This window comes from Nonomuraea sp. CA-141351 (genome assembly GCF_050944675.1).
In the GTDB taxonomy this organism is placed as follows: Bacteria; Actinomycetota; Actinomycetes; order Streptosporangiales; family Streptosporangiaceae; genus Nonomuraea.
Map to the genome: position 1 here is coordinate 7542093 of NZ_CP191982.1, position 25616 is coordinate 7567708.

Genomic DNA, 25616 nt, shown 5'->3' on the forward strand with positions numbered 1-25616 from the left:
GAGCAGCTCGAGGATGGAATTTCTCACGCAGGGTAGCCTTACCTAACTTTTCTCAGGAAGGTGAAGGCCAGGCTCGAGCAGAAAATGAGCCCGAGCATCACGCAGGCCATGGGTACGGCGCTGCCGGCGCCCACGAGCCCCACCAGCGGGGCCGCGGCGGCGCCCAGCGCGAACTGCAGCACGCCGAGCAGGGCCGAGGCGCTGCCCGCGACCTGCGCCGGCTGACTCGAGAGGGCCAGCGCGCCGGTGCCGGGCAGGACGAGGCCCTGGCCGAGCATGATGACGAACAGCCCGCCCACGATGCCCCACAGGCCGAGCCCGGTGAGCGCGGCGGTCAGCAGCAGCCCGGCGCCGACCAGGCCGATGCCGAGCCCGGCGCCGACCAGGAGCGCCGGTGGCACCCGCCCCGACAGGCGGCCGCCGAGCTGGGACATGGAGATCAGGCCGAAGGCGTTGAGCCCGAAGATGAGCGAGTACTGCTGGGGCGTGGCGCCGTACACCTCCTGGAGCACGAACGGCGAGCCGGAGATGTAGCCGAACATCGCCGCGAACGCCAGCCCCGCGGTGAGCGCGCTGCCCATGAAGGCGCGGTCGCGCAGGAGCTTCCAGAACGTGCGGACGGTGTGCTTGAGGCCGCCGGTCTCGCGCTCGGCCGCGGGCAGCGTCTCGCGCACGCCCGACAGCACCGCCAGCAGCAGGACCACCCCGGCGATGCTGAGCGCCACGAACACGCCGCGCCACGACGTGAAGGCCAGCAGCTGTGCTCCCGCGATGGGCGCGAGGATCGGCGCCAGGCCGCTGACCAGCATGAGCGTGGCGAAGATGCGGGCGATGGAGGCGCCGTCGTACAGGTCGCGGACGACCGCCCGGACGATGACCAGGGCCGCGCCGCCCAGCATGCCCTGCAGCAGGCGGAACGCGATGAGCATGGGTACGGAGGGTGCGAACGCGCACAACAGCGAGGCCACCATGAACCCGGCCACACCCACGACCAGCGGCACCCTCCTGCCGCGCACGTCGCTGAACGGCCCGGCGATCACCTGGCCGACGGACACGCCGATGAGGCAGGCGGTGAGGGTGAGCTGGACCTGCGCGGGCGCACTGAGCATCTCGGAGGTGATGGAGGGCAGCGCCGGGAGGTACATGTCGATGGAGAGCGGGCCGATCGCCGACAGGGCTCCCAGGATCACCAGCAGCAGTCCGCGACGGTCCCTCCTCTGCTCGACGGCGATGGCGGACGTGACTTCTGCCACGGACATGCGTGATCCCCTCTTCCCTCGCAGGCCTCTGGCCCACGAGGGCCGAGGGATCAAACCAGGTTCCGGTCCTCCTAATTCCCGGTCATCAGATATTTCGTCCCGAGTTCGTTCAGCCGGATGATCGAGAAGGTCACGGACCCTTCCAGGAAACGGGCGGGTCAAGAACTGTCCAAATCACGCCATGTCCTCCCGAGGCGCGCTCCTGGAGCTCACCTGCGGCCCGGACCGCATGTCGTAGTCCCTAAACTCGTGGCCATGGAATCCCCAGCCGTCGAGATCATCGACCTGGTCAAGCGTTACGGCGGCACCACGGCCGTGGACGGCCTCACGCTCCGCGCCGCGCGCGGCGCGGTCACCGCCGTGCTCGGGCCCAACGGCGCGGGCAAGACGTCCACGGTGGAGATCTGTGAGGGGTTCCGCAGGGCCGACGCCGGCACGGTCCGCGTGCTCGGCCTGGTGCCCACGCTGCCGGAGCTGCGGCCGCGGGTGGGGGTCATGCTCCAGGCGGGCGGCGTGCCGCCGGCGATGCGCTGCGGCGAGTGGCTGCGGCTGGTCTCGCGCTTCTACGCCCATCCCCTCGACGCCCGGGCCCTGCTGTCACGGCTGGGCCTGGTGGATCACGTACGCACCCCCTACCGGCGGTTGTCGGGCGGGCAGCAGCAGCGGCTGTCGCTGGCCGCGGCCGTCGTCGGGCGGCCCGAGCTGGTCTTCCTCGACGAGCCGACGGCCGGGCTCGACCCGCAGGCCCGGCACGCCTGCTGGGAGCTGGTCGGCGAGCTGCGCGGGGCCGGCGTTTCGGTGGTGCTGACCACGCACCACATGGACGAGGCCGAGCGGCTGGCGGACCACGTGGTGATCATCGACAGGGGCCGGGTGGTGGCCGAGGGCACACCGGCCTCGCTGACGGGGGCCGAGCGGCAGCTCCGCTTCCGGGCCCGGCCGGGGCTGGCGCTGGAAGAGCTGCTCAACGCGCTCCCCGCCGGCAGCGCGGCCAAGGAGTCCCCCGCCGGCCACTACATCATCGAGGGCCAGGTGGGGCCCGAACTGCTGGCCACGGTGACGGCCTGGTGCGCGGCGGAGGGCGTCACGGCCGACGACCTGCGCATCGAGCGCCGCACCCTGGAAGACGTCTTCCTCGAACTGACGGGCAGGGAGCTGCGATGACGAGCCAGGGTCGCTCCCCCGCAGGAGAGCTCGTGCTGGACTTCACCCCCGCGCCGGGGGCGGCGCCGTTCCCGCGCATGGTCCTCGCCCAGGCGGGCGCGGAGATCCGGGCGATGCTGCGCAACGGCGAGCAGCTGCTCCTCACCATGATCATCCCGGTGCTGCTGCTGGCCGGCTTCTCCCTGGCGCCGCTGATCGACGTCGGGGGCGGCAGGCGCGTCGACTTCCTGGTGCCGGGAGTGCTGGCGCTGGCGGTCATGTCCACGGCCTTCACCGGCCAGGCCATCGCGACCGGCTTCGAGCGCCGCTACGGCGTGCTGAAGCGGCTGGGCGCGACCCCGCTGTCCAGGGCCGGGCTCATGCTCGCCAAGACGGCCGCCGTCGTGGCCGTGGAGGTCATCCAGGCCGCGGTGATCGTGGCCGTCGGGCTGGCGCTCGGGTGGCGGCCGCACGGGTCGTTCCTGAGCGCGGCGCTGCTCGTCGTGCTGGGGACGGCGGCCTTCAGCGGGCTGGGGCTGCTCATGGCGGGCACGCTCCGCGCGGAGGCCACTCTGGCCGCGGCCAACCTCGTGTACCTGGTCCTGCTGGGGGCCGGCGGGGTGATCTTCCCGCTGTCGAAGTTCCCCCACGGCATGCGGCAGGTCCTTGAGGTGCTGCCCATCTCGGCCCTGACCGGCGGACTGCGCGCGGTGCTCGGGCAGGGCGCCGCCCTGCCGCTGGCCCCGCTGGCCGTGCTCGCGGCGTGGGCGGTGCTGTCCCTGGGCCTGGTCTCGCGCACGTTCCGCTGGGAGTAGCTCACTCCGGCCGCGGCTGGGCGGCCTCCGTACGGCCGTAGCGGCGCCTGGTGAGGGCGGCCACCGCGGTCAGCGGGATCGCGGCGCCGGCCGCCAGGCCGAACAGCAGGGCGTAGCGCCCGTGCTCGGCCAGCGGCCCGGCCACCCACGACGAGACCGCGCTGCCCACGAAGAGCGCGCAGGCGAAGAACGCGATCGTGGTGCCCCTCGCCTCGGGCACCACGGAGGTGGCCCACGTCTGCAGCGAGGAGTGCAGGAACGACCAGCCGCCCCCGAGCAGCAGCGCCGTGACGGCCACGGTGGCCATGCTGACGTGCACGGAGACGATCAGGAACCCGGCACTGAGCTGCGCGCCGCCCACCGCCATCAGCACGGGAGCGGGCCAGCGCCCCGCCAGCCGCTTGACGAGCCTCGAGAACGACCACAGGCCCAGCCCGTACGCGGTGATGGCGAGCCCGGCCACGGCCGCGGCGTACCCCGCGTGCTCCAGCGCGGTGGCCAGGAAGGGCATGGCGCCGAGCATGATCGCGCCTTCGACGAAGGCGAGCCCGAACACCAGCAGCGCCCAGCCGTGCCCGAGCACCGCGCCCAGGTACCGGGTCACACCGAGCGAGGCCCCGTCCAGGCGGGCGCGCGGCGGCTCCGGCAGCGAGCGCAGCGTGAGCGCGCAGGCCAGGGCGCAGGCGGCGGGCACGGTGAAGGCCACCCGCCAGTCCACCAGGCCGGCGAGCACCCCGCCCAGCCCGGTGGCCACGGCCGTGCCGAGGGCCGCGGCGGCCATCAGGTCGGTCAGCGCGCGTTGCCGTACCGAGGGCTGGACGGTGTCGCCCACGTACGTCAGCCCGGTGGGGATCACCGCGCCGAAGCAGGCGCCCGTCACGACCCTGGCCACCACCAGCGCCCCGAGCATCGGCATCAGCGCCGAGGCCGCCCCCGCCAGCGCCGCGCCGAACAGCGCCCCGCGCATGACCCGCACCCGGCCGAACCGGTCCGACAGCAGCCCCCACAGTGGCTGCGTCAGCCCGTAGGCCAGGTAGTAGCCGCTGGCGGCCGCGACGGCGGCGGAGAGCGAAACGTGCAGGTCCACCGCGATGAGCACGAGCATGGGGCTCACGGCGAAGCGGTCGAAGCTGCTGACGAACGAGGCCACGGACAGGGCCAGCGGCGGCCGGGCGAGGCTCACGGGGGAGGCGGGGGATTTCATGCGTCCAATGATCCAGTAGACAGTAGTGACACCTTATGTCGGGAATGACATGCGGCCTGAGTACGCTCTGACGGTCGTCCCCTGCGTCCGATGAGGAGTCCCGTGACCGCCTTCGCCCTCGACGATCCCCTCGACCGCGGCTCCGGCCTGCCCAGACCGGGGAACCTGCTGCGCACCGCCGCCGACTCGATCCCGCCCTCCGGGCTCGTACTGCTGGCGATCTTCTCGGTGCAGCTGGGCGCCGGGTTCGCGAAGGAGTTGTTCTCGGCGCTACCGCCGAGCGCGGTGGTGTTCCTGAGGATCACGGCCGGGGCACTGATCATCGGGTCGTTCGTACGGCCCCGGCTGAAGGGCCTGTCCTGGCGCGACTGGGCGGTGGGGATCGGGTTCGGGGTGACGCTCGCCCTCATGAACCTGTCCTTCTACGAGGCCCTGTCGCGGTTGCCGATGGGGATCGCGGTGGCCATCGAGTTCCTCGGGCCCCTGGGGGTGGCCGTGGCGGCCTCGCGGCGCCGGATCGACCTGCTCTGGATCGCGCTGGCGGGCGCCGGCGTGGCGCTGCTGGCCCCCTGGGGGCAGTCGGCGTCGGTGAGCTGGCTCGGGATCGGGCTCGCGATGGTGGCGGGGGTCGGCTGGGCCGGGTACATCCTGCTGTCGGCGGCGGCGGGGCGGCGCTTCCCCGGCACGAGCGGGCTGTCGTTCGCGATGATCGTGTCGGCCGTGGTGATCGCTCCCGTCGGTGTCACGACGGGCGGGGCGGAGCTGCTGCAGCCGGAGTTGCTGCTGATCGGGCTCGGCGTGGGGCTGCTGTCGTCGGTGATCCCGTACTCGCTGGAGCTTCAGGCGCTGCGGCGGATGCCCAAGCAGGTGTTCGGCATCCTGATGAGCCTGGAGCCCGCGGTGGCGGCGCTTATCGGGGTGCTGCTGCTGAACGAGGTCCTGCACGCGCAGCAGTGGGCGGCGATCGTCTGCATCGTGGCCGCCAGCCTGGGCTCGACCCGGCGGCGCAAGATCCAGTAGGGCCGGCGAGCCGCCGCGCGCCCGTGGGATGGGGTCTCGGGCGCGCGGCGGGGGGCTCGGCTCTCGGTGGGCGGGGTGTGCCGAGCCCATGGAAGGTCAGCGGAGTGCGGGTGTCCGCTTGACCAGGCATACGCCATCTACCGGAATCGGTGGTGGCCGGTCCGCTGGGGACCAGGACGACGGAGCCGCCGGCGGACGCGCTCGGCGTCGCTCGTCCGGCCCGCATTGAGATTACCGCGATCGTCGGGCGGGCGATCCCTAAATGTCAGAACTTAGTGGGCAGTTTCAGTGTTCGGCCCAAATGCCCCGCACATGGCCGATGTGTTCGGTCATGAGGTGGCGAACGGCCTCGCTCTCGCCGTTCTTGAGCGCGTCGAGCAGCTGGAGGTGCTCCCTGGCCGACTCGGCGAGCGTGCCGCGCTCCGCGAGCTGGGACAGGCCGTAGAGCCTGGCCCTGTTGCGCAGGTCGCGCACCACCTCGACCAGGTGGCCGTTGCCCGCCAGGGTCAGCAGCTCGACGTGGAAGCGCAGGTCGGCGTCCACGTACGCGAGCAGGTCGCCGCGCTCGGCGGCCGAGACGATCTCCTCGGCGACGGGCCTGAGGCGTTCGAACTGCTCCGCCCGCGAGCCGCCGGCCAGCCTGGCCACGGTGGGCACCTCGATGAGCTGGCGGATCTCGGTGAGCTCGTCGAGATCGCGGTCGGACAGCTCGGTGACCCTGAAGCCCTTGTTGCGCACCGCCTCGACCAGGCCCTCCTTGGCGAGGTCGAGCATGGCCTCGCGGACCGGCGTGGCCGAGACGCCGAACTGGGCGGCCAGCACCGGCGCGGAATAGACCACGCCCGGCCGCATCTCACCGGTGATCAGCGCGGCACGAAGCGCCTGCGCCACCTGCTCCCGCAGGCTCTGCCGCTCTCCCACCATCGGCAGGTCGAGCCGCTCCTCGGCAGCCATCCGCCCATCCCTTCCTATGTCCACGCCTCATATGCGGCGGCCGCGACCACGAGGTCCTCCCACGCCATGCCGGTGCTCTTGAACACACGCGGCCCGGCGCCGGCGACGACCCTGCCCGCCACGAGGTCGGCGAGGTTGCCGGCGAGATGACCAGCGGCGATCGTACCCTCGTTGATCGGGATGAGCACATCCCCCGCCTCCTCGAGGGCGGCCGCCCTCGACTCGACGACCACGGTGGCGCGGGCGACGAGGTCGCCGTCGAGCTCGCGGGCGCCGGGCTCATGCGACCCGACCGCGACGACGGTGACGTCGTCGCGGGCGAGCTTACCGGGGAACAGCGGCTCCCTCGCCGTCGTGCAGCACGCGACGATGCCGGCCTCCCCCACCGCCGCCGCCAGGGTCTCCGGCTCGCCCGACAGGGCGCGGGCGGTCAGGCCGAGCGCGCGGCAGCGCGCGGCGAGCGCCTCCGCACGGCCCGGGTCGCGCCCGATCACCGTCACGTCCTCCACGGGCCGCACCTCGCGCAGCGCCAGCACGTGCCCCCACGCCTGCGGCCCGCTCCCGAACACCACCAGCCGCCGGGCATCCCCGGAGGCCAGGTGGCGGACGGCGAGGGCGGAGACGGCGGGGGTGCGGAGCGAGGTGAGCGCGATCCCGTCCAGGGCCGCGAGCGGGGTCAGGGTGTCGCCGTCGAACAGCAGGTACGTCCCCTGGATCCGGGGCAGCCCGCGATCGGCGTTGCCCGGCGCGATGGTGACGGCCTTCACCCCCGCGTACCGCCCGGCAGCGGCGGGCATGAGCAGCAGCTGCCCGGCCGGCACGTCCACGATCGGCCGCTGCGGCGTGGCCTCGGGATCGAGCCCTGCCCGGAGCGCGTCCTCCAGGATCCGCACGGCCCGGCCCATGGGCACCAGCCGCTCCAGCGTGGCGGCGTCGAGATATGGCAACCCGGTCATCGCAGCGTGAACCCCAATCCCATCGGATCATCGGGATCGAGCTCGAAGGTGTGCCGCCCGGTCCGGTACGCCATGCCCTCGATCTCCGGCACGATCCCGTCGTCCAGGACCTCGCCGGCCCGCGCGCGGAAGGTGCTGCCGACGATGCTGTCGTGGATCAGCGGCCCGCGCAGCCCCGAGTCGTGCAGCAGCGCCAGCCGGGCCGCCGTGCCGGACCCGCACGGCGAGCGGTCCACCTCCCCGTCGGCGAACACCGTCACGTTCCGCTGGTGCGCCATCCCGTCCACGTCCGGCAGCTCGTCGTAGAAGATCACGCCGTAGACGCCGGACAGCCGGTCGTCGGAGGGATGCAGGGTGGCCGGGTGGCCGGCCAGGTCGGCCTTGATCCGGCGGGCGTGGCCGATGAGCGCCGTCAGGTGCCCGGGCTCCACGGACAGGCCCAGCGCCCCGGCGGGCACGGACGCATAAATCGCACCACCGTACGAAATATCGACTTTCGTCCCGCCGACCGCCACGTCACGCGCCACCACGTACGACGGCACGCTGACGAACGTCACGCCGCGCACTCGCCCCGCCGAGCAGCGCACCCGCGCCGTGACGCGCCCGGACGGCACGTCGATGACCACGTCCGTCTCCCCTTCGGGATCCGCCGCGACCAGCCCCTCGTGCACGGCGTAGGCGCCCAGCGCGATGGTGCCGTGGCCGCAGGCGGTGGAGAACCCGTCCTTGTGCCAGAACAGCGCCCCGAACAGGGCGCCCGGGTCGTCCGGCGGCACGAGGAAGCAGCCGTACATGTCGGCGTGCCCGCGCGGCTCGTGGCACAGCAGCCGCCGCACGTCGTCGACCTCGGGCTCCGCCATGGCGGCGGCCCGCCTGGAGAGCACGTCCGCTCCCGGGATGCCGGGCACGCCGCCGGTCACGATCCTGAACGGCTCCCCACCCGTGTGGTAGTCCACCGTCGTGATCATGCGCTGCTCACAGTTCGAACCCGGCGGGGAACGGGTCGCGCGGGTCGAGGAAGTACTGGGCGGTGCCGGTGATCCAGGCCCGGCCGGTGATCGACGGGATGACGGCCGGCGCGCCGCCCACGGTGGTCTCCTCCAGGAGCCGGCCGATGAACCGGGTCCCGATGAACGACTCGTTCACGAAGTCCCGGCCGAGCGGCAGCTCGCCGCGCGCGTGCAGCTGCGCCATGCGGGCGCTGGTGCCGGTGCCGCACGGCGAGCGGTCGAACCAGCCCGGGTGGATGGCCATGGCGTGCCGCGAGTGGTGGGCGTCGGAGCCGGGTGCGGCGAAGTAGACGTGGTGGCAGCCGCGGATGCGGTCGTCCTCACGGTGCACGGGCTCGTCGGCCGCGTTGATGGCCTCCATGGTGGCCAGGCCGGCGGCGATGATCTCGTTCTTGGCCTTGCGGTCGAAGGGCAGGCCGTAGGAGTCGAGGTTGACGACGGCGTAGAAGTTGCCGCCGTACGCCAGGTCGTACGGGACCTCCCCGAAGCCGGGCACCCGCACGGTGGCGTCGAGCCGGTCGCAGTAGGACGGCACGTTGCGCAACGTCACCGACATCGCCTGACCGTCCTCGACGGCCACGTCCACCTCGACGAGCCCGGCCGGCACCTCAAGGCGCACGGTGGTGACCGGCTCGACGACCTCCACCATGCCGGTCTCGACGAGCACGGTGGCCACGCCGATGGTGCCGTGCCCGCACATCGGCAGCAGCCCGGACACCTCGATGAACAGCACGCCGAAGTCGGCGTCCGGCCTGGTGGGCGGCTGCAGGATCGCGCCGCTCATGGCGGAGTGGCCGCGCGGCTCGGTCATCAGCAGGGTGCGGATGTGGTCGAGGTTGTCGCGGAAGTAGACGCGCCGCTCGGCCATGCTGGCGCCGGGGATCACGCCGATCCCGCCGGTGATGACGCGGGTGGGCATGCCCTCGGTATGGGAGTCGACGGCGTGGAAAACGCGCTTTGTCCTCATCGCAGCCCTTCTGCAAGTGCCTTCTCGGTCGCCGCTCGCACGATAGCGGCCTGTTCGTCCGTCAGCGGCTGCCTGGGCTGCCTGCACGGCCCGCCGCGGCGGCCCGCGACGTCCATGGACAGCTTGATGGCCTGGACGAACTCGGTCTTCGAGTCCCAGCGCAGCAGCGGGTGCAGGGTCCTGTAAAGAGGCAGCGCGGTCTCCAGGTCTCCGGCGACCGCCGCGCGGTAGAGCGCGGAGTTGGAGGCGGGCAGCGCGTTGGGGTAGCCGGCGATCCAGCCCACGGCCCCGGCGACGGCGAGCTCAAGCAGCACGTCGTCCGAGCCGATCAGCAGGTCCAGCTCGGGGGCCAGCTCGGCGAGCTCGTACGCCCGGCGCACGTCCCCGCTGAACTCCTTGACCGCCACGATCAGCCCTTCCTCGTGCAGCTTGGCCAGCAGCGCGGGGGTCAGGTCCACCTTCGTGTCGTACGGGTTGTTGTAGGCCACGATCGGCATGCCCGCCTTGGCGACCTCGCGGTAGTGCTCGACGACGGCCCGCTCGTCGGCGCGGTAGGAGTTGGGCGGCAGCAGGAGCACCGAGCCGCAGCCCGCCTCGCGTGCCTGCTCGGCCCAGCGGCGCGACTCGGCGGCGCCGTACGCGCCGACCCCGGCCATCACGTTGCGCCCGCCGACGGCCTGCACGGCGGTCTCGATCACCTTGGCGCGCTCTTCAGGCGTGAGCGTCTGGTACTCGCCCAGCGATCCGTTCGGCACGACGCCGTCACAGCCGTTCTCCACCAGCCAGCGGCAGTGCTCGGCGTAGGCGTCGAAATCGACGGACAGGTCGTCGCGCAGGGGCAGCGCAGTGGCGACCATGACGCCGTGCCAGGCCTTGCTGCGGTTCTCCATTGGGAAGTCCTCCATGTCAGGGGGTCAGTTAGCGGTGGGATCGTGTGAAAGGTCGGCGAGGGCGCCGAGGGTGACGGGCTGGGCGATGGGCCGGCGGGGCGCCTGCGGCGGCTCGCCCGCCAGGCAGGAGACGGCGTAGCCGCAGATGCGGCCCTGGCACCAGCCCATGCCGGGCCTGGCCAGCAGCTTGATCGAGCGCGCGTCGGTGGCGCCGAGGTCCTGCGCCTCGCGTACCCGGGCCAGCGGCACCTCCTCGCACCGGCAGACCAGCGTGTCGTCGCGCAGCCAGCCCTGCCAGCCGGGCCGGACGGGGTACGCGCGCTGCAGCGCCTCGCCGAACGCCCGCCACCGCTCCCGCCGCCGCAGGAGCACTCCCGGCGCGGCCGCATCCGAGGCGCCCGAGTCGGCCGCGATCGCGCTGCCCGCGATGCGGCCCTCCGCTTCGGACAGGCGCCAGCCGCCCACGCCCGTGGGCTCGCCCGCGGCCCATACGCCCGGGACGCTGGTGCCCTGGCCGGCGTCGACGGCCAGCACGGGGCTGCCGTCCACGTCGTGCCTGGTCTCGCAGCCGAGCTGCACGCCCAGCTCGATCTGCGGCACGAACCCGTAACCGACGGCCACCGTGTCGCACTCGACGACGCGGGTGGAGAGAACGTTCCAGTCCTTGTCGAGACGGGCCACGGTGACGGCCTCCACCTCGCGCTCGCCGTGCGCCGCCACGACCGCCTGGCGCCTCCGGTACGGCACCCGGTGCCGGGCCATGTCCGCCGCGTACCCGGCGGCCTCTCCGGCCTTGCCCAGGGCCAGCAGCGGATGCCTGGCCAGCCCCAGGCCGCCGTTGGCCTCGAACACCCCGAGCACCCGCGCCCCGGCGCCGGCCAGACCGGAGGCCACGGGAAGCAGGAAGGGCCCGGTGCCGGCGACGGCGATCCGCCTGCCCGCCACGACGCCGTTGCCCTTGAGCAGTGCCTGCGCGCCGCCGGCGGTGAGCACGCCGGGCAGGTCCCATCCGGGGAACGGCAGCGGCCGGTCGTGAGCGCCCGTGGCGATGAGCACCCGCCGCGCCCTCACGGGGACCGCCTTCCGCTCGGGGGTCGTGCAGTGCACGACCAGGTCGCCGTCCGGCTCACGGACGAGGCTCCAGACCTGGTGCCTCAGCAGCACGTCGGCGCGGGAGTCCAGGGCGCGGGCCTGCCGCAGGAACCGGTCGAGCCCGGGCGCGGGCTTGGGGTCGGCGGAGTGGCGGAAGTACTGGCCGCCGAGCCGCGTGGCGGAGTCGACGAGCGCCACCCGCAGCCCGGCCTGCGCCGCCGTGAGCGCGCCCGCCACCCCGGCGACCCCGCCCCCGATCACCACAAGGTCGTACGTCATGACGTGGTCACCTCGTCACCGGGCGCGGCCTCCACCAGGCAGGCCCGCTCGGGCGCCCGGCCGTTGACCGAGATCAGGCAGTCGAAGCAGATCCCGATCCCGCAGAACAGCCCGCGGGGCCGCCCGCCGAAGCGCGTGCTGCGCCACGACCGCACCCCGGCCGCGTGCAGCGCCGCCCCGATCGTCTGGCCGGGCGTCACGGGAACAGGACGCCCGTCGATCGTGATGTGGAACGTCACAGGGACTCCTCCGAGAAGCGATCCGGCCGGAAGGGCCGCAGGTCCAGGTCGGCCGGGGAGCCGGTGAGCACCTGCGCGAGCAGGTGACCGGTCACCGGGGCCAGCCCGATGCCCGCGCCCTCGTGCCCGCACGCGTGGTACAGGCCGGGCGCCCGCGGATCGGCGCCGATGACGGGCAGGTGGTCGGGGCAGTACGGCCGGAACCCGCAGTACGACCTGATGACCCGTACATCGCGCATCGCGGGGAACAGCGCCACCGCCTGCGCGGCCAGCCGGGCCAGCACCGGCACCGACATGGTCCTGTCGAAGCCGACCCGCTCCCTGCTTGCCCCGATGAGCACGGTCCCCGACGGCGTGCCCTCCACGACGGCCGACGTCTCCAGGCCGGCCGAGTCGCTGGCCACGTTCGTGACGTAGGCGGCGGTGTAGACCTTGTGCCTGATCAGGATCTCCGGCAGCGGCTCCGTGACCAGGATGAACCCGCGTCTGGGCAGGATCGGGAGATCGACGCCCGCCAGAGCGGCCACCTCGCCGCCCCAGGTGCCCGCGGCGTTGATCACCGCGTCGCCGAGCACGTCACCCTGGGAGGTGCGCACGCCCGTGATCCGGTCTCCTTCGCGGATGAATCCGGTCACCGCGGCCCCGAGGCGGAGGCGCAGTGTGCCCTTGCCGAAGCTCTCCACGCCGTGCCTGAGCAGCCGCGCGGCGGCCAGCATAGGCTGCACCTGCGCGTCCTGCGGGTAGAACACCCCGCCGGCCATGCCGTCGGCGAGGTCCGGCTCGTAGTCGCGCAGCGAATCACTGGGCACCAGGGTGTGCTCCACGTCCTGCTTGGCTGCCAGCCCGGTGAGCTGCCGCTGGACCTCGCCGGTCTCGGCGACGACCAGCCCGCCCTTGGCCTCGAACTCGAACCCGCCGAGCTCGGCCAGCTCGCGCCACAGGCGGTTCGAGAGCACGGCCAGCTCCAGCTCGGGCCCCGGCTCCTTGTCGGACACCAGGATGTTGCCCTCACCCGAACCGGTCGTGCCGCCCGCGACCGGGCCGCGATCGACCACGGTCACGTCGAGGCCCGCGCGCGCGGCATAGTAGGCGCAGGCGGCGCCCACCACTCCGGCGCCGACCACGATGACGTCGGACATTCATACCTCCCCCTGTAATATGTCACATACCTTCCCTCTTGAGAAGACCACCCGTCCCTCTTCCCCGACCCGCCACACCCCACCGCGCTCCGTACGTCGGCCAGGGTCCTTTTGCTGAAGGGGAGAGCACCCGACGCGCGCTTCGGCTGGGGGGCGCGGCTCCCACCCATCGCACCCGTAGGTGGCGGGGCGCCGTCACTTGAGCGGGCGTTTCGAGGGGAGCGGTGCCGGGGCGACCGGTGGCGGGACCGACCGGTCAGGCCCGTACCATCGATGACGTGAAGCTACCCACAGACCATCCCCATCCTCTCGTGCGCCGCCTGTTCTCCTTCTGGGCGCCCACCAGGGAGTCGATGCGAGGCTGGGCGATGGCTTCCGTGGTGGTCAACGCCGGCATCGCGGTGACGGGCGCGGGCGTGCGCGTCACCGGCTCGGGGCTCGGCTGCCCGACCTGGCCCAGGTGCACGCCGGACAGCTTCGTCCCGGTCGCGCACCCTGAGGTCTCGATGCTCAACATGCTCGTCGAGTTCGGCAACAGGCTGCTGACGTTCCTGGTGCTGGCGGTGGGGCTCGCATGCGTGGTCGCGGCCATGCGCCTGGCGCCGCGCAGGCGCTCGCTGGTGTGGCTGGCGTGGTTGCAGCCGGCGGGCGTCCTGGCCCAGGCGCTGTGGGGCGGGCTGGTGGTCAGCACGATGCTCAACCCGTTCACGGTGGGCATGCACTTCCTCATCTCCACCGGTCTGATCGCGGCCTGCTGGATGCTGTACGCGCGCGCCGGCGAGAGCGACGGCCCGGCCCGGCGGGTGACCCACCGCGACATCCGCAGGCTCGGCTACGTGCTGCTCGCGGCCGTGTTCGTGCTGCTGGTCGCCGGGGTCGTGGTGAGCGGCACCGGCCCCCACTCGGGCGACGAGATGGCCTCCCGCTTCGACTTCGACATCGAGGCCGTGGCGCGGCTGCACGCCGACTTCGTCTACATCGTGGTGGGGCTGACGTTCGCGCTGCTGTTCGCCCTGCACGTCAGCCACTCGCAGCGGCCCGCCCGGCGGGCGGTGCTGGCGCTGCTCGCCGTGGAGCTGGGCCAGGGCGTGATCGGCTACACGCAGTACTTCCTGGCCGTGCCCGCCGCGCTGGTCCTGCTGCACGTGCTCGGCTCCACGCTGGTCTGGATCGCCGCGCTCAGGGTGGTCACCTCGCTGCGCACCCGGACGCCGCTGCCCGACCACTCCCCCACCGAAGTGCCCGCCGCCGTCTGAGCGGTTGTGCCAGGGTATGGGGTGATAGGTCCGCCACTCCCCCGCCTCTGGAGAGTGCGATTTGCCGCTGAATGTCCGCCCCTCTCGGAAGGGGCTGCGCCGCGCGTACCAGGGTCTGGTGCTGGTCAGCGTGCTCGCCCTGGCCCCCATGACGTGGGCCTGGCTCAGCAGCTCGGCGCACCGGGAGACGGCAGAGGGCGACGGCTGGCTCGGGCACGTCCCCTCGGCGCAGGCCGCGCTGGTGCTGGGCGCCGGCCTGTACGGAAAGCAGCCCACCGCGATGCTGGCCCGCAGGCTCGACATCGCCGCCGAGCTCTACCGGGCGGGCAAGGTGCGGGCGCTGCTGCTGTCGGGCGACAACAGCCGCAAGGAGTACGACGAGCCCACGGCCATGCGCGACTACCTGCGCGGCAGGGGCGTGCCCGACCAGGTGATGGTCCTGGACTACGCCGGGTTCGACACGTGGGACTCGTGCGTGCGGGCGCGCAAGGTGTTCGGGGCGAGGCAGGTGACCGTGGTGACGCAGGAGTTCCACCTGCCCAGGGCCGTGACGCTGTGCCGTACGGCCGGGCTGGAGGCGTTCGGGGTGGGCGACGACTCGACCAGGCACTTCGCCACGACCACGTACGTCTACGCCGCCCGCGAGCTGTTCGCCACGGCCAAGGCGTTCGCCGACGCGATGGTCCTGCACTCCGACCCGGTCTACCCGGGCCCGCGCGAGGTCTCCCTGGACCGGATCCTCGCTCAGCCGGGCGCGCCGGGGGCGTAGCCGGGCGGCGGGGTGCCTCTCGCGACCGATCTGGCGTGCGCCGAGGGCACGGGGAAGTCCGCGCGGGCGGTGCTCATGCACTCCAGCAGCGCCCGCTGCTCCTCGTGGAAGGTCTGCTCGTCCACCATGTGGCGGGCCGCCCGCTCGTGCAGCAGGCCCAGCTCGGTGGCGGCGAGCTGGTAGTCGCGCATCGCGCGCAGCCCGCGTTTGCCGCCGTGGGCCTTGGCCCACTGCCTGGCCTGCCGCCTCCTGGAGAACGTCGACAGCATGTAGATGTCGGCCTGGCTGACCAGCTTGGTCGGCTCGTAGGGCGGCAGGTAGCGCTGGATCAGCGCCACGATGCGCCGCCGGTCCCTGAACACCACGCCGATGAGCACGATCAGCACCACCAGCAGCGCCAGGTAGGCCACCACGAGCCCGGGGAAGCCGCCGTAGGAGGCCAGGCCGTTCCACAGGCCGTGCAGGATCATCGCGCCCGACCAGCCGGCCAGGATGTAGAAGACCCGCTCCGGCCCGCTGCGCTGGGCGGCGTAGGCGACGGCGACGCCGATCATGGAGCTGAACAGCGGGTGCGCGAGCGGCGACAGGATGCCGCGCAGCACCACGGTGACCGCCAGCCCCTTGACGCCGGAGTTGGACAGCGCGGCGATGTAGTAGCTGACGTTCTCGCTCATGGCGAAGCCGAGCCCGACCATGCTGGCGTAGATGACGCCGTCGGTGGGCCCGTCGAGCTCCGCCCTGCGGAACCTCAGCAGCCCCAGCAGCACCAGGCCCTTCATCGTCTCCTCCACCACGGGCGCGCCGAACGTGGCCGCGATGTTGCGGGCGCTGGCCTCCGACAGCTTGGCGGTGTCGATGATGTAGTGCAGGTTGAGCGAGTTGATCACGCCGGCGGCCAGCACCGCGATGCCCGCGCCCCAGGCGAAGGCGAAGATCAGGTTGCTGCGCGGCTCCGGCTCCATGCGGTCGAGCGCGAGCACCGCCGCGAGCAGCAGCGGCACCGGCGCGAGCGCCAGCATGAGGGCGATGAAGAACTGCACCGGAGCGCCGTTGAACACGTCGAAGGAGAACGAGACCAGAGCGCAGATGCCGGTGAGGACCAGCCCGATGATCAACGCGGATGACGGGCGGTCCTTCAACACCCAGCGTGGATCACGGGTCGCCATACGGTGACTTTAACGGATCAGAGTGCCGGGGTCCGTGGCGGCCAAGGCAGCCTCACCATCCGGACACGAGTCAGGCCAGCAGCGGGTCGATCGCGACGGCGAGGAAGAGCAGCGCCAGGTAGGCGTTGGACCAGTGGAAGAAGCGCATGGGGCGCAGGTCGACGCCGCTCTTGCCGGCGTTGAGGCGGGCCAGCAGACGGTGGACCTCCCACAGGCACATGGCGCCGAGCACGGCGGCCACGACGGGGTAGAACAGCGTGGTGCCGGCCACCGGCCACAGCGCCAGCGAGCACAGCACGGTCGCCCACGTGTAGGCGATGGACTCCAGGATCACCCGGCGCTCGGTGGCCACCACGGGCAGCATGGGGACCTTGGCGGCCGCGTAGTCCTCCTTGTAGCGCATGGCCAGCGTCCAGGTGTGCGGCGGCGTCCAGAAGAACACCACCCCGAACAGCACCAGCGGCGCCCAGTCGAGCCGCTCGGTGATGCCCGCCCAGCCGATCATCACCGGCATGCAGCCCGCGATGCCGCCCCACACGATGTTCTGGGCCGTGCGGCGCTTCAGGATCATCGAGTAGACCAGCACGTAGAACATGATCGCCGCGGTGGACAGCAGCGCGGCCAGCCAGTTGGTGGTCGCCCACAGGCCGACCGTGGACAGCACGCCGAGCACGATCCCGAAGATCAGCGCGCCGCGCGGCGAGACCTGGTGCCTGGCCAGCGGCCTGCGGCGGGTGCGGCGCATCTTCTGGTCGATGTCGCGATCCACGTAGCAGTTGAGCGCGTTGGCGCTGCCCGCCGATAGGGTGCCGAACACCATGACCGAGATCGACTTCCACAGCGGGGGCAGGCCGCCCGCCGCCAGGAACATCACCGGCAGTGTCGTGATCAGCAGCAGCTCGATGATCCGCGGCTTGGTGAGCGCGATGTAGGCCTTTACGATCATGCCGATCGAGCGCGGCCCCTCCACCTGCGGAGATCGGGCCGTCGCCTGCCTGTTGGTCAGCACCGTCAAGGCGCTTCCAGCCTGTGCGGAGTCAACGCGTAACCTCTGAATAGAGCGGATCCATGGGTGGGCGCCGTGACGCCCCTGCGAACAAACAAACTGTAGTCGCAGGGGCGGCCGGTCCGGCCAATGGGGGGCTTGCGCCATACATGGACGCGCGCGGGTGGAATGGGAATCGATCGCCAACTCCACTCGGTTAGGGTCCCGTGTGGGCGGGATAGCCAACCGGCACAACCAATGACAACTAGATTCCGGAGATCGAGCACTTGAGCACCGAACTCGTGCCAGCCCTTGAATGGACCGACCTGGACAAGCAGGCGGTCGACGTCGTTCGAGCACTGGCGATGGACGCAGTGGAGAAGGCGGGCTCGGGTCACCCCGGCACCGCCATGAGCCTGGCCCCCGCCGCATACTTGCTGTTCCAGCGCGTGATGCGTCACGACCCGACCGATCCCAACTGGATCGGGCGCGACCGGTTCGTGCTGTCGTGCGGCCACTCGAGCCTGACGCTCTACATCCAGCTCTACCTTTCCGGCTACGGCCTCACGCTCGACGACCTGCGGCGGCTGCGCCAGTGGGACAGCCTGACGCCCGGCCACCCTGAGCACGGCCACACGGCGGGCGTCGAGACCACGACCGGCCCGCTCGGCCAGGGCCTGGGCAACGCCGTCGGCATGGCGATGGCGGCCCGCCGCGAGCGCGGCCTGTTCGACCCGGACGCCGAGCTCGGCGCCTCGCCGTTCGACCACCACATCTGGTGCTTCGTCAGCGACGGCGACATCGAGGAGGGCATCAGCCACGAGGCCAGCTCGCTCGCCGGCCACCAGAAGCTGGGCAACCTCATCGTCCTCTGGGACGACAACCACATCTCCATCGAGGACGACACCCTCATCGCCAAGTCGGAGGACGTCGTCGCCCGCTACGAGGCGTACGGCTGGCACACCCAGAGCGTCGACTGGACCGCCACCGGCGAGTACGTCGAGGACGTCCAGGCCCTCTACGACGCGCTCGAGGCGGCCAAGGCCGAGACCGACCGGCCGTCGTTCATCCGGCTGCGCACGATCATCGGCTGGCCGGCCCCCAACAAGCAGAACACCGGCAAGATCCACGGCTCGGCCCTGGGTGAGGCGGAAGTCGCCGCCACCAAGGAGGTCCTCGGCATGGACCCGGCCAAGACCTTCCACGTGCCGGCCGACCTGCTCGAGCACGCCCGTGGCATCGCCCAGCGCGGCCGCACCGACCACGCCGAGTGGGAGAAGTCCTACGCCGAATGGCGGCTGGCCAACCCCGAGCGGGCCGCCGAGCTCGACCGCATCTCCGAGCGCGAGCTGCCCAACGGCTGGGCGAGGGCGCTGCCGTCGTTCGAGACCGGCTCCTCGATCTCGACCCGCAAGGCCTCCGGCGAGGTGCTGAGCGCGCTGGCGCCGGTGCTGCCGGAGCTGTGGGGCGGCTCGGCCGACCTGGCGGAGTCGAACAACACCACGATGAAGGGCGAGCCGTCCTTCATCCCCGAGGAGTTCCAGACCAAGGAGTTCCCGGGCAACCGCTACGGCCGCACGCTGCACTTCGGCATCCGCGAGCACGCCATGGGCGCCATTCTCAACGGCATCGCCCTGCACGGCGGCACCCGCCCCTACGGCGGCACGTTCCTGGTCTTCTCCGACTACATGCGCCCCTCGGTGCGCCTGGCCGCGCTGATGAAGCTGCCGGTCACCTACGTGTGGACGCACGACTCCATCGGCCTCGGCGAGGACGGCCCGACCCACCAGCCGATCGAGCACCTGTGGGCGCTGCGCGCGATCCCCGGCCTCGACGTGGTCCGCCCGGCCGACGCCAACGAGACGGCGTACGCGTGGAAGACCGTGCTCAAGCACACCGACCGGCCCGCCGCATTGGCGCTGACCAGGCAGAACCTGCCGGTCTTCGAGGGCACCAGCGCCGAGGGCGTGGCCCGCGGCGGCTACGTGCTGCGCGAGGCCTCCGACGGCCAGCCCAAGGTCATCCTCATCGCCACCGGCAGCGAGGTGGAGATCGCGCTGGAGGGCCGCGAACTGCTGGAGGGCAAGGGCATCCCGACCCGGGTCGTGTCGATGCCGTGTGTCGAATGGTTCAAGGGGCAGGACATCGCATATAGGCAGACGGTCCTGCCGTCGTCGATCCGGGCTCGAATCGCGGTCGAGGCGGGCATCGCGCTCGGCTGGCACGAGTTCGTCGGCGAATGCGGCGAAGTAGTCGGCCTCGAACACTTCGGTGCTTCGGCCCCGTACAAGACTCTGTATGAGTTGTTCGGGCTGACGGCGGAGCGCGTGGCGGCCGCGGCACATGCGAGCCTGGCCAAGCTGGGGCAGGAAAAGGGCGAGACGACGGGAAACTGAAGGAAGATGAGCGAGAACCTCAAGAAGCTGTCCGGCCAGGGCGTTGCGATCTGGCTCGACGACATCAGCCGCGAGCGACTGCGCACCGGCAACCTGGAGCAGCTGATCCGCGAGAAGAACGTCGTCGGGGTGACCTCCAACCCGACGATCTTCGCCAACGCGCTCAGCAAGGGTGACGCGTACGCCGCCCAGCTGCACGACCTCGCCGTACGCGGCGTGGACGTGGGCGAGGCCGTGCGCGCCATCACCACCTACGACATCCGCTGGGCCGCCGACGTGCTGCGTCCGGTCTACGACGCCACCGGCGGCGTGGACGGCCGCGTGTCGCTGGAGGTGGACCCGCGTCTGGCCCGCGAGAGCGAGAAGACGGTCGCCGAGGCTCGGGCGCTGTGGTGGCTGGTCGACCGGCCCAACCTGTTCATCAAGATCCCGGCGACGGTCGAGGGCCTGCCCGCGATCACGCAGGCGCTGTCGGAGGGCATCAGCGTCAACGTCACGCTGATCTTCTCCCTCGAGCGCTACCGCGCGGTCATGGACGCCTGGCTCGCCGGCCTCGAAGCGGCCCAGGCCAAGGGGATCGACCTGGGCTCGATCGAGTCGGTGGCCTCGTTCTTCGTCAGCCGGGTCGACACCGAGATCGACAAGCGGCTCGACAAGGTGGGCAAGCCGGAGCTGAAGGGCAAGGCGGGCATCGCCAACGCCCGCCTGGCGTACGCGGCGTACGAGGACGTCATGAACTCCGAGCGCTGGCAGCGCCTGCGCGCGGCGGGCGCCCGGCCGCAGCGGCCGCTGTGGGCCTCGACCGGTGTGAAGAACCCCGAGTACTCCGACACCATGTACGTCGACCAGCTCGTCGCCCCCGGCACCGTCAACACGATGCCGGAGAAGACGCTCGACGCGACGGCCGACCACGCCAACATCACCGGCGACACCGTCCGCCCCTTCTACGAGCAGGCCTGGAACACCATGGCAGCGCTCAAGGAGGCCGGCATCGACTACGACGACGTGGTGAAGGTGCTGGAGGACGAGGGCGTCGAGAAGTTCGAGGCGTCCTGGAACGAGCTGCTCGAGAGCGTCACCAAGAACCTGGTTCCGTGATGGAAGTGACCTACCGCGAGGAGGGAGTGGCCTCGGCCGCTTCCTCCGTCGCGGGGCGTCTCGTCGCCGACGGCGTGCCCGCGCGGCTCGCCGGCGGCGACCCCACGCTGTGGGGTGAGGACGCCGAGGCGGAGGCGGCTGTCAGGCTCGGCTGGCTGACGCTGCCCCGCTCCTCTCGCGAGCTGCTGCCCCGGCTGGGCGGGCTCGCCGAGCGGGCCCGCGCGGCAGGTCTGACGAACGTGGTGCTGGCCGGGATGGGCGGCTCGTCGCTGGCGGCCGAGGTCATCTGCGCCACCGCCGACGTGCCGCTCACCGTGCTGGACACGACCGACCCCGGGCAGGTGCGCCGCGCGCTGGCCGACCGGCTCGAGGCCACGGTCGTGGTCGTGGCCGGCAAGAGCGGCTCGACCGTGGAGACCGACTGCCACCTGCGGATCTACGAGCGGCTGTTCGCGGACGCGGGCATCGCGCCCGCGGACCGCATCGTGGTCGTCACCGACCCTGGCTCGCCGCTGGAGAAGCGGGCCGCCGACGGCGGCTTCGAGCTCGTGCTCGCCCGGCCCGACGTGGGCGGGCGCTACGCGGCGCTGTCGGCGTTCGGGCTGGTGCCGAGCGCGCTGGCGGGGGCCGACGTGGAGCGGCTGCTCGACGACGCCGAGGAGGTGCTGCCGCTGCTGTCGCGCGACACCGGCAACCCCGGGCTCGACCTGGGTGCCGCGCTCGGCGGCGCGGCGCTGGCCGGGCGCGACAAGCTGCTGATCGAAGACCAGCTCTCGGCCACCACCGGGCTGCCCGACTGGATCGAGCAGCTCGTCGCGGAGTCCACCGGCAAGCAGGGCAGGGGGATCCTGCCCGTCGTGGGCGCCGACCCTAACGAGGCCGGCGACGAGCTGGTCGTCGCCATCGAGACCGACCTCGGGGACGTGCGCGTGGACGGGCCGCTGGGCGCGCAGTTCCTGGTCTGGGAGTACGCCACCGCCGTCGCGGGGCTGCTGCTGGAGATCGACCCCTTCGACCAGCCGAACGTGGCCGAGTCGAAGGAGAACACGGCGGCCCTGCTGGCGCTGCCCGACCTGCCGACGGGCGCGCCGGCGTTCGTGGACGGGCCCGTCGAGGTGTACGGGTCCTCCACGGCCAAGGACCTGCCGGGGGTGTTCGCCGAACTGCTGGGCGCGATTCCGGCCGGCGGCTACCTGGCGATCATGGCTTATCTCGACCGGCTGGCCGCGTTCGACGCCCCGGTGCCCGACGGGGCCGACTTCGAGCAGATGACCGACGCGTGGATGTGGGCCGATCCGGCGACGCTGCGGCCGCTGCTCGCACTGCGTACCGACCGGCCGGTGACGTTCGGGTGGGGGCCCCGGTTCCTGCACTCGACCGGGCAATATCACAAGGGCGGGCCCCAGAACGGGGTGTTCCTGCAGATCACCGGGGCGGTGGCCGAGGACGTGACGGTCCCCGGCATGCCGTACACGCTGGGGCGGCTCCAGCTCGCCCAGGCGCTCGGCGACCTGGGGGCGCTCGAGACCCGCGGGCGGCCCGCGGTACGCCTGCATTTGACCGATCGCGCGGCGGGTGTCGCGCGTTTGCTCGCAGCAGCACAGGAGGCTTGAAATGACTGACCCGGCAGCACCCGCGGAGGAGGCTGTCGCTGTCGACAACACGACGGCAGCCACTGTGGCTACCTCAGCCGCGGGCACCGCCACCACCGAGGAGGTGGTCGCCGCCAACCCGTTGCGCGATCCGCGTGACAAGCGGCTGCCCCGGGTGGCGGGACCGTGCGTGATGGTGTTGTTCGGCGTGACGGGTGACCTGGCCAAGCGCAAGCTGCTGCCGGCGATTTACGACCTGGGGAACCGGGGGCTGCTGCCGCCCGGCTTCTCGCTGGTCGGCTTCGCCCGGCGGGATTGGAAGGACCAGGATTTCGCCCAGTTGACGCACGACGCCGTCAAGGCGCATGCCAGGACGCCCTTCCGCGAGGAGGTCTGGAAGCAGATCCGCGAGGGCATCCATTTCGTGCCAGGCGAGTTCTCGGACGACGGAGCGTTCGACGCGCTGGCCATGGCGCTTGCCGAGATCGACGAGACCCGGGGCACGGGCGGAAACTACGCTTTCTACCTGTCGGTGCCGCCGAAGTTCTTCCCCGTCGTGGTGGAGCAGCTCAAGCGGACCGGGCTGTCCGACGCGCCCGAGGGGTCGTGGCGGCGGGTGGTCATCGAGAAGCCGTTCGGCCACGACCTGAAGTCGGCCCACGAGCTGAACGAGATCACCACCTCGGCCTTCCCGGAGAGCTCGATCTTCCGGATCGACCACTACCTGGGCAAGGAGACCGTCCAGAACATCTTGGCGCTGCGGTTCGCCAACAACCTCTACGAGCCCATCTGGAACCGCAGCTTCGTCGACCACGTGCAGATCACGATGGCCGAGGACATCGGCATCGGCGGGCGGGCCGGATACTACGACGGCATCGGCGCGGCCCGCGACGTGATCCAGAACCACCTGCTCCAGCTGCTCGCGCTGGTCGCGATGGAGGACCCGACCTCCTTCGACGCCTCGGCGCTGCGCCGGGAGAAGGAGAAGGTGCTCAAGGCCGTGCGGCTGCCGGGCAACCTGGGGCTCAACACGGCGCGCGGCCAGTACTCCGCGGGCTGGCAGGGCGGCGAGAAGGTGGCCGGCTACCTGCAGGAGGAGGGCATCCCCCCCGAGTCCAAGACCGAGACGTACGCGGCCATCAAGCTGGAGATCGCCAACCGGCGGTGGGCGGGTGTGCCGTTCTACCTGCGCACCGGCAAGCGCCTGGGCCGCCGGGTGACCGAGGTGGCGGTGGTGTTCCAGCGGGCGCCGCACCTGCCGTTCAGCAAGACCGACACCGAGATCCTGGGCCAGAACGCGCTGGTGATCAGGGTGCAGCCGGACGAGGGCATCACCGTCAGGTTCGGCAGCAAGGTCCCCGGGACCGCCATGGAGGTCAGGGACGTCTCCATGGACTTCGCCTACGGCGAGTCGTTCCTGGAGTCGTCTCCCGAGGCGTACGAGCGGCTGCTGCTCGACGTGATGATCGGCGACCCGCCGCTCTTCCCGCACCAGCGGGAGGTCGAGCTGTCGTGGACGATCCTCGACCCGATCGAGGAGTTCTGGACGACGCAGGGCCAGCCCGAGCCGTACGAGTCGGGCTCGTGGGGGCCGCCGTCGGCCGACGCGATGATGGCCCGCGACGGCCGCAAGTGGAGGAGGCTCTGATGACCACGTTCATGTTGGCGGACACGACGGCCGGGAAGATCTCGGCGCAGTTCACGCACCTGCGCCACCAGATGGGCGCGCCGGCCATCGGCATGGTGCTGACGCTCGTGGTGGTCTGCGAGGAGCGCCACCAGTACGACGCGCTCCGCGCCGCCACCGACGCGGCCCGCGAGCACCCGTCCCGCATCATCGTCGTGATCAACCGTGAGGCGGAGGAGCACAACAGGCTGGACGCCGAGCTGCGCATCGGCGAGTCCACGCCCGGCGAGGTCGTGGTGCTACGGCTGTACGGCGAGCTGACCCAGCACGCCGACTCCGTGGTCAGCCCGCTGCTGCTGCCCGACACGCCGGTCGTGGTGTGGTGGCCGGGCGCGGCCCCCGACTTCCCGTCCCAGGACGCGGTCGGCGCCCTCGCCCAGCGCCGGATCACCGATGCCAGGGGCTTCGACCACGGCGGCGTCAAGTCGCTGGTGACCAGGGCCAAGGGGTACGCCCGCGGCGACACCGACCTGGCCTGGGCCAGGCTGACGCCGTGGCGCAGCCTGCTGGCGGCCGCGTTCGACCAGCCGGTGGGCAAGGTGCGCAAGGGCGTCGTGGAGGCCTCATCGGGCAACCCGAGCGCGCCGCTGCTGGCCGCCTGGCTGTCTGAGCGGCTCGGCGCCCCGATGAAGGTCGCCGACTCCTCCGGCCCCGGGCTGACGGCCGTGCGCCTGCAGCTGAACGACGGCGAGCTGACCATCTCGAGGCACGACGCCCGCCTGGCCACGCTGTCGCGGCCCGGCCAGCCCGACAGGAACGTGGCCCTGACCAGGCGGCAGACCTCGGAGCTACTGGCCGAGGAGCTGCGCAGGCTCGACACCGACGAGATCTACGAGGCCGCGGTCAAGCGGTTCGCCCGTACGTACAAGGGATGACCCGTGACCTCAGTGGCTGAGAGAGTAGTGCCCGTGAGCGTTCCCAACGTAGTGATCCACCGCGACGCCGACGTCCTGGCCAAGGCGGCGGCAGCGCGGATCATCACGCGGCTGGTCGACGTGCAGTCGGCCAAGGGGTCGGCGTCGATCGTGCTCACGGGCGGCACGGTCGGCATCGCCACGCTGGCGGCCGTCGCCGCGACGCCCGCCCGCGACGCCGTGGACTGGCGCCACCTGGACATCTGGTGGGGCGACGAGCGTTTCCTGCCCACCGGCGACAAAGAACGTAACGAGACCGGCGCCCGCGAGGCCCTGCTCGACCACGTGGACGTGGACCCGGACCGGGTCCACGTCATGCGGGGCCCCGACTCGGGGATGACGGCGGAGGAGTCGGCCGAGTCCTACGCCGCCGAGCTGCGCAAGGCCGCCAGGCCGGAGGACCACGGCCCCGTGCCGAGCTTCGACGTGATGCTGCTCGGCATGGGCCCGGACGCCCACGTGGCGTCGCTGTTCCCGGGCATGCCCGCCCTGTACGACACCCGCTCGGTGGTGGCCGTGCACGGCGCGCCCAAGCCGCCGCCGACCCGCATCTCGCTGACGCTGCCCGCCATCCAGGCCTCGCGCGAGGTCTGGGTCGTGGCCGCCGGGGAGGAGAAGTCGGGCGCGGTACGCCTGGCGCTGTCGGACTCGGGGCACGTGCAGGTGCCCGCGTCGGGTGCCAGGGGGCGTGCGCGCACGCTGTTCCTGCTGGACCGGGCGGCGGCCGGCAAGATCCCGCCGGAGCTGGGCCGCATCTCGTCGCCCTGACTCCGGGATTGCCGTCTG

23 protein-coding genes are annotated in these 25616 nt (G+C 71.9%); 11 read left to right on the forward strand and 12 right to left on the reverse strand.

Annotation, left to right across the window (positions count from 1 at the left end; all coding sequences use genetic code 11):
* Positions 1-38: 38 nt before the first annotated feature.
* A complete protein-coding gene (locus ACQPWU_RS35600; protein WP_433429673.1) occupies positions 39-1259 on the reverse strand; it encodes a multidrug effflux MFS transporter in 1221 nt (406 codons plus the stop codon).
* A 255-nt stretch (positions 1260-1514) separates the two neighbouring features.
* Between ACQPWU_RS35600 and ACQPWU_RS35605 the strand changes: the two genes are divergently transcribed.
* Positions 1515-2423, forward strand: coding sequence for an ABC transporter ATP-binding protein (locus ACQPWU_RS35605; RefSeq protein ID WP_433429674.1), 909 nt, complete (start codon positions 1515-1517; stop codon positions 2421-2423).
* A complete protein-coding gene (locus tag ACQPWU_RS35610; RefSeq protein WP_433429676.1) occupies positions 2420-3217 on the forward strand; it encodes an ABC transporter permease in 798 nt (265 codons plus the stop codon). Before ACQPWU_RS35605 ends, ACQPWU_RS35610 begins: the two co-directional genes overlap by 4 nt.
* Position 3218: 1 nt before the next feature.
* Here the strand turns inward: ACQPWU_RS35610 and ACQPWU_RS35615 are convergent, their stop codons facing one another.
* On the reverse strand, positions 3219-4421 hold the full coding sequence (locus ACQPWU_RS35615; RefSeq protein WP_433429677.1) for an MFS transporter: 1203 nt from the start codon (positions 4419-4421) through the stop codon (positions 3219-3221).
* A 102-nt stretch (positions 4422-4523) separates the two neighbouring features.
* Here ACQPWU_RS35615 and ACQPWU_RS35620 point away from each other — a divergent pair, with 102 nt between their 5' ends.
* Positions 4524-5441 carry an EamA family transporter gene (locus ACQPWU_RS35620; protein WP_433429679.1) on the forward strand — a complete coding sequence of 306 codons (918 nt, stop codon included), beginning with the start codon at positions 4524-4526 and terminating at the stop codon, positions 5439-5441.
* 285 nt (positions 5442-5726) lie between these two features.
* Here the strand turns inward: ACQPWU_RS35620 and ACQPWU_RS35625 are convergent, their stop codons facing one another.
* Genes ACQPWU_RS35625 through ACQPWU_RS35660 form a run of 8 tightly spaced genes read right to left on the reverse strand, consistent with a single transcriptional unit; the run spans position 5727 to position 12967 of the window.
* A complete protein-coding gene (locus ACQPWU_RS35625; protein ID WP_433429681.1) occupies positions 5727-6395 on the reverse strand; it encodes a GntR family transcriptional regulator in 669 nt (222 codons plus the stop codon).
* Positions 6396-6409: 14 nt separating this feature from the next.
* On the reverse strand, positions 6410-7351 hold the full coding sequence (locus ACQPWU_RS35630) for an ornithine cyclodeaminase family protein (RefSeq protein ID WP_433429682.1): 942 nt from the start codon (positions 7349-7351) through the stop codon (positions 6410-6412).
* On the reverse strand, positions 7348-8319 hold the full coding sequence (locus ACQPWU_RS35635; RefSeq protein ID WP_433429684.1) for a proline racemase family protein: 972 nt from the start codon (positions 8317-8319) through the stop codon (positions 7348-7350). Before ACQPWU_RS35635 ends, ACQPWU_RS35630 begins: the two co-directional genes overlap by 4 nt.
* A 7-nt stretch (positions 8320-8326) precedes the next feature.
* Positions 8327-9328, reverse strand: coding sequence for a proline racemase family protein (locus ACQPWU_RS35640; protein WP_360713576.1), 1002 nt, complete (start codon positions 9326-9328; stop codon positions 8327-8329).
* A complete protein-coding gene (locus tag ACQPWU_RS35645; protein ID WP_433429686.1) occupies positions 9325-10218 on the reverse strand; it encodes a dihydrodipicolinate synthase family protein in 894 nt (297 codons plus the stop codon). The genes ACQPWU_RS35640 and ACQPWU_RS35645 overlap by 4 nt, the downstream gene beginning before the upstream one ends.
* 24 nt (positions 10219-10242) lie before the next feature.
* On the reverse strand, positions 10243-11589 hold the full coding sequence (locus tag ACQPWU_RS35650) for an FAD-dependent oxidoreductase (RefSeq protein WP_433429687.1): 1347 nt from the start codon (positions 11587-11589) through the stop codon (positions 10243-10245).
* Entirely contained in the window at positions 11586-11828 is a 243-nt protein-coding gene (locus ACQPWU_RS35655) for a (2Fe-2S)-binding protein (protein ID WP_433429689.1), read from the reverse strand. Before ACQPWU_RS35655 ends, ACQPWU_RS35650 begins: the two co-directional genes overlap by 4 nt.
* Positions 11825-12967 (reverse strand): NAD(P)/FAD-dependent oxidoreductase, encoded by a 1143-nt coding sequence (locus ACQPWU_RS35660; protein ID WP_433429691.1) that lies wholly within the window; start codon positions 12965-12967, stop codon positions 11825-11827. The genes ACQPWU_RS35655 and ACQPWU_RS35660 overlap by 4 nt, the downstream gene beginning before the upstream one ends.
* A 278-nt stretch (positions 12968-13245) precedes the next feature.
* On the opposite strand from ACQPWU_RS35660, the gene ACQPWU_RS35665 reads away from it, so the two are divergent.
* A complete protein-coding gene (locus ACQPWU_RS35665) occupies positions 13246-14223 on the forward strand; it encodes a COX15/CtaA family protein (RefSeq protein ID WP_433429693.1) in 978 nt (325 codons plus the stop codon).
* 61 nt (positions 14224-14284) lie between these two features.
* The gene (locus ACQPWU_RS35670; RefSeq protein WP_433429695.1) at positions 14285-14992 is read left to right on the forward strand and encodes a SanA/YdcF family protein; all 708 of its coding nucleotides are present in this window, start codon (positions 14285-14287) and stop codon (positions 14990-14992) included.
* Here the strand turns inward: ACQPWU_RS35670 and ACQPWU_RS35675 are convergent.
* Positions 14968-16158, reverse strand: a complete 1191-nt coding sequence (locus ACQPWU_RS35675; RefSeq protein WP_433429696.1) for a PrsW family intramembrane metalloprotease — start codon at positions 16156-16158, stop codon at positions 14968-14970. The genes ACQPWU_RS35670 and ACQPWU_RS35675 overlap by 25 nt on opposite strands.
* Positions 16159-16228: 70 nt before the next feature.
* A complete protein-coding gene (locus ACQPWU_RS35680; protein ID WP_433429698.1) occupies positions 16229-17173 on the reverse strand; it encodes a heme o synthase in 945 nt (314 codons plus the stop codon).
* 335 nt (positions 17174-17508) lie between these two features.
* Here ACQPWU_RS35680 and tkt point away from each other — a divergent pair, with 335 nt between their 5' ends.
* The 6 genes from tkt (at position 17509) to pgl (ending at position 25598) form a co-directional block, all read left to right on the forward strand.
* The gene (gene tkt / locus ACQPWU_RS35685; protein WP_433445368.1) at positions 17509-19539 is read left to right on the forward strand and encodes a transketolase; all 2031 of its coding nucleotides are present in this window, start codon (positions 17509-17511) and stop codon (positions 19537-19539) included.
* Positions 19540-19545: 6 nt separating this feature from the next.
* Positions 19546-20637, forward strand: a complete 1092-nt coding sequence (gene tal / locus ACQPWU_RS35690; RefSeq protein ID WP_433429699.1) for a transaldolase — start codon at positions 19546-19548, stop codon at positions 20635-20637.
* On the forward strand, positions 20637-22250 hold the full coding sequence (locus ACQPWU_RS35695) for a glucose-6-phosphate isomerase (protein WP_433445369.1): 1614 nt from the start codon (positions 20637-20639) through the stop codon (positions 22248-22250). The genes tal and ACQPWU_RS35695 overlap by 1 nt, the downstream gene beginning before the upstream one ends.
* A gap of 172 nt (positions 22251-22422) precedes the next feature.
* Positions 22423-23877 carry a glucose-6-phosphate dehydrogenase gene (gene zwf, locus ACQPWU_RS35700; protein ID WP_433445371.1) on the forward strand — a complete coding sequence of 485 codons (1455 nt, stop codon included), beginning with the start codon at positions 22423-22425 and terminating at the stop codon, positions 23875-23877.
* Positions 23877-24791, forward strand: coding sequence for a glucose-6-phosphate dehydrogenase assembly protein OpcA (locus tag ACQPWU_RS35705; RefSeq protein ID WP_433429701.1), 915 nt, complete (start codon positions 23877-23879; stop codon positions 24789-24791). Before zwf ends, ACQPWU_RS35705 begins: the two co-directional genes overlap by 1 nt.
* A 33-nt stretch (positions 24792-24824) precedes the next feature.
* A complete protein-coding gene (gene pgl / locus ACQPWU_RS35710; protein WP_433429702.1) occupies positions 24825-25598 on the forward strand; it encodes a 6-phosphogluconolactonase in 774 nt (257 codons plus the stop codon).
* Positions 25599-25616: the final 18 nt, after the last annotated feature.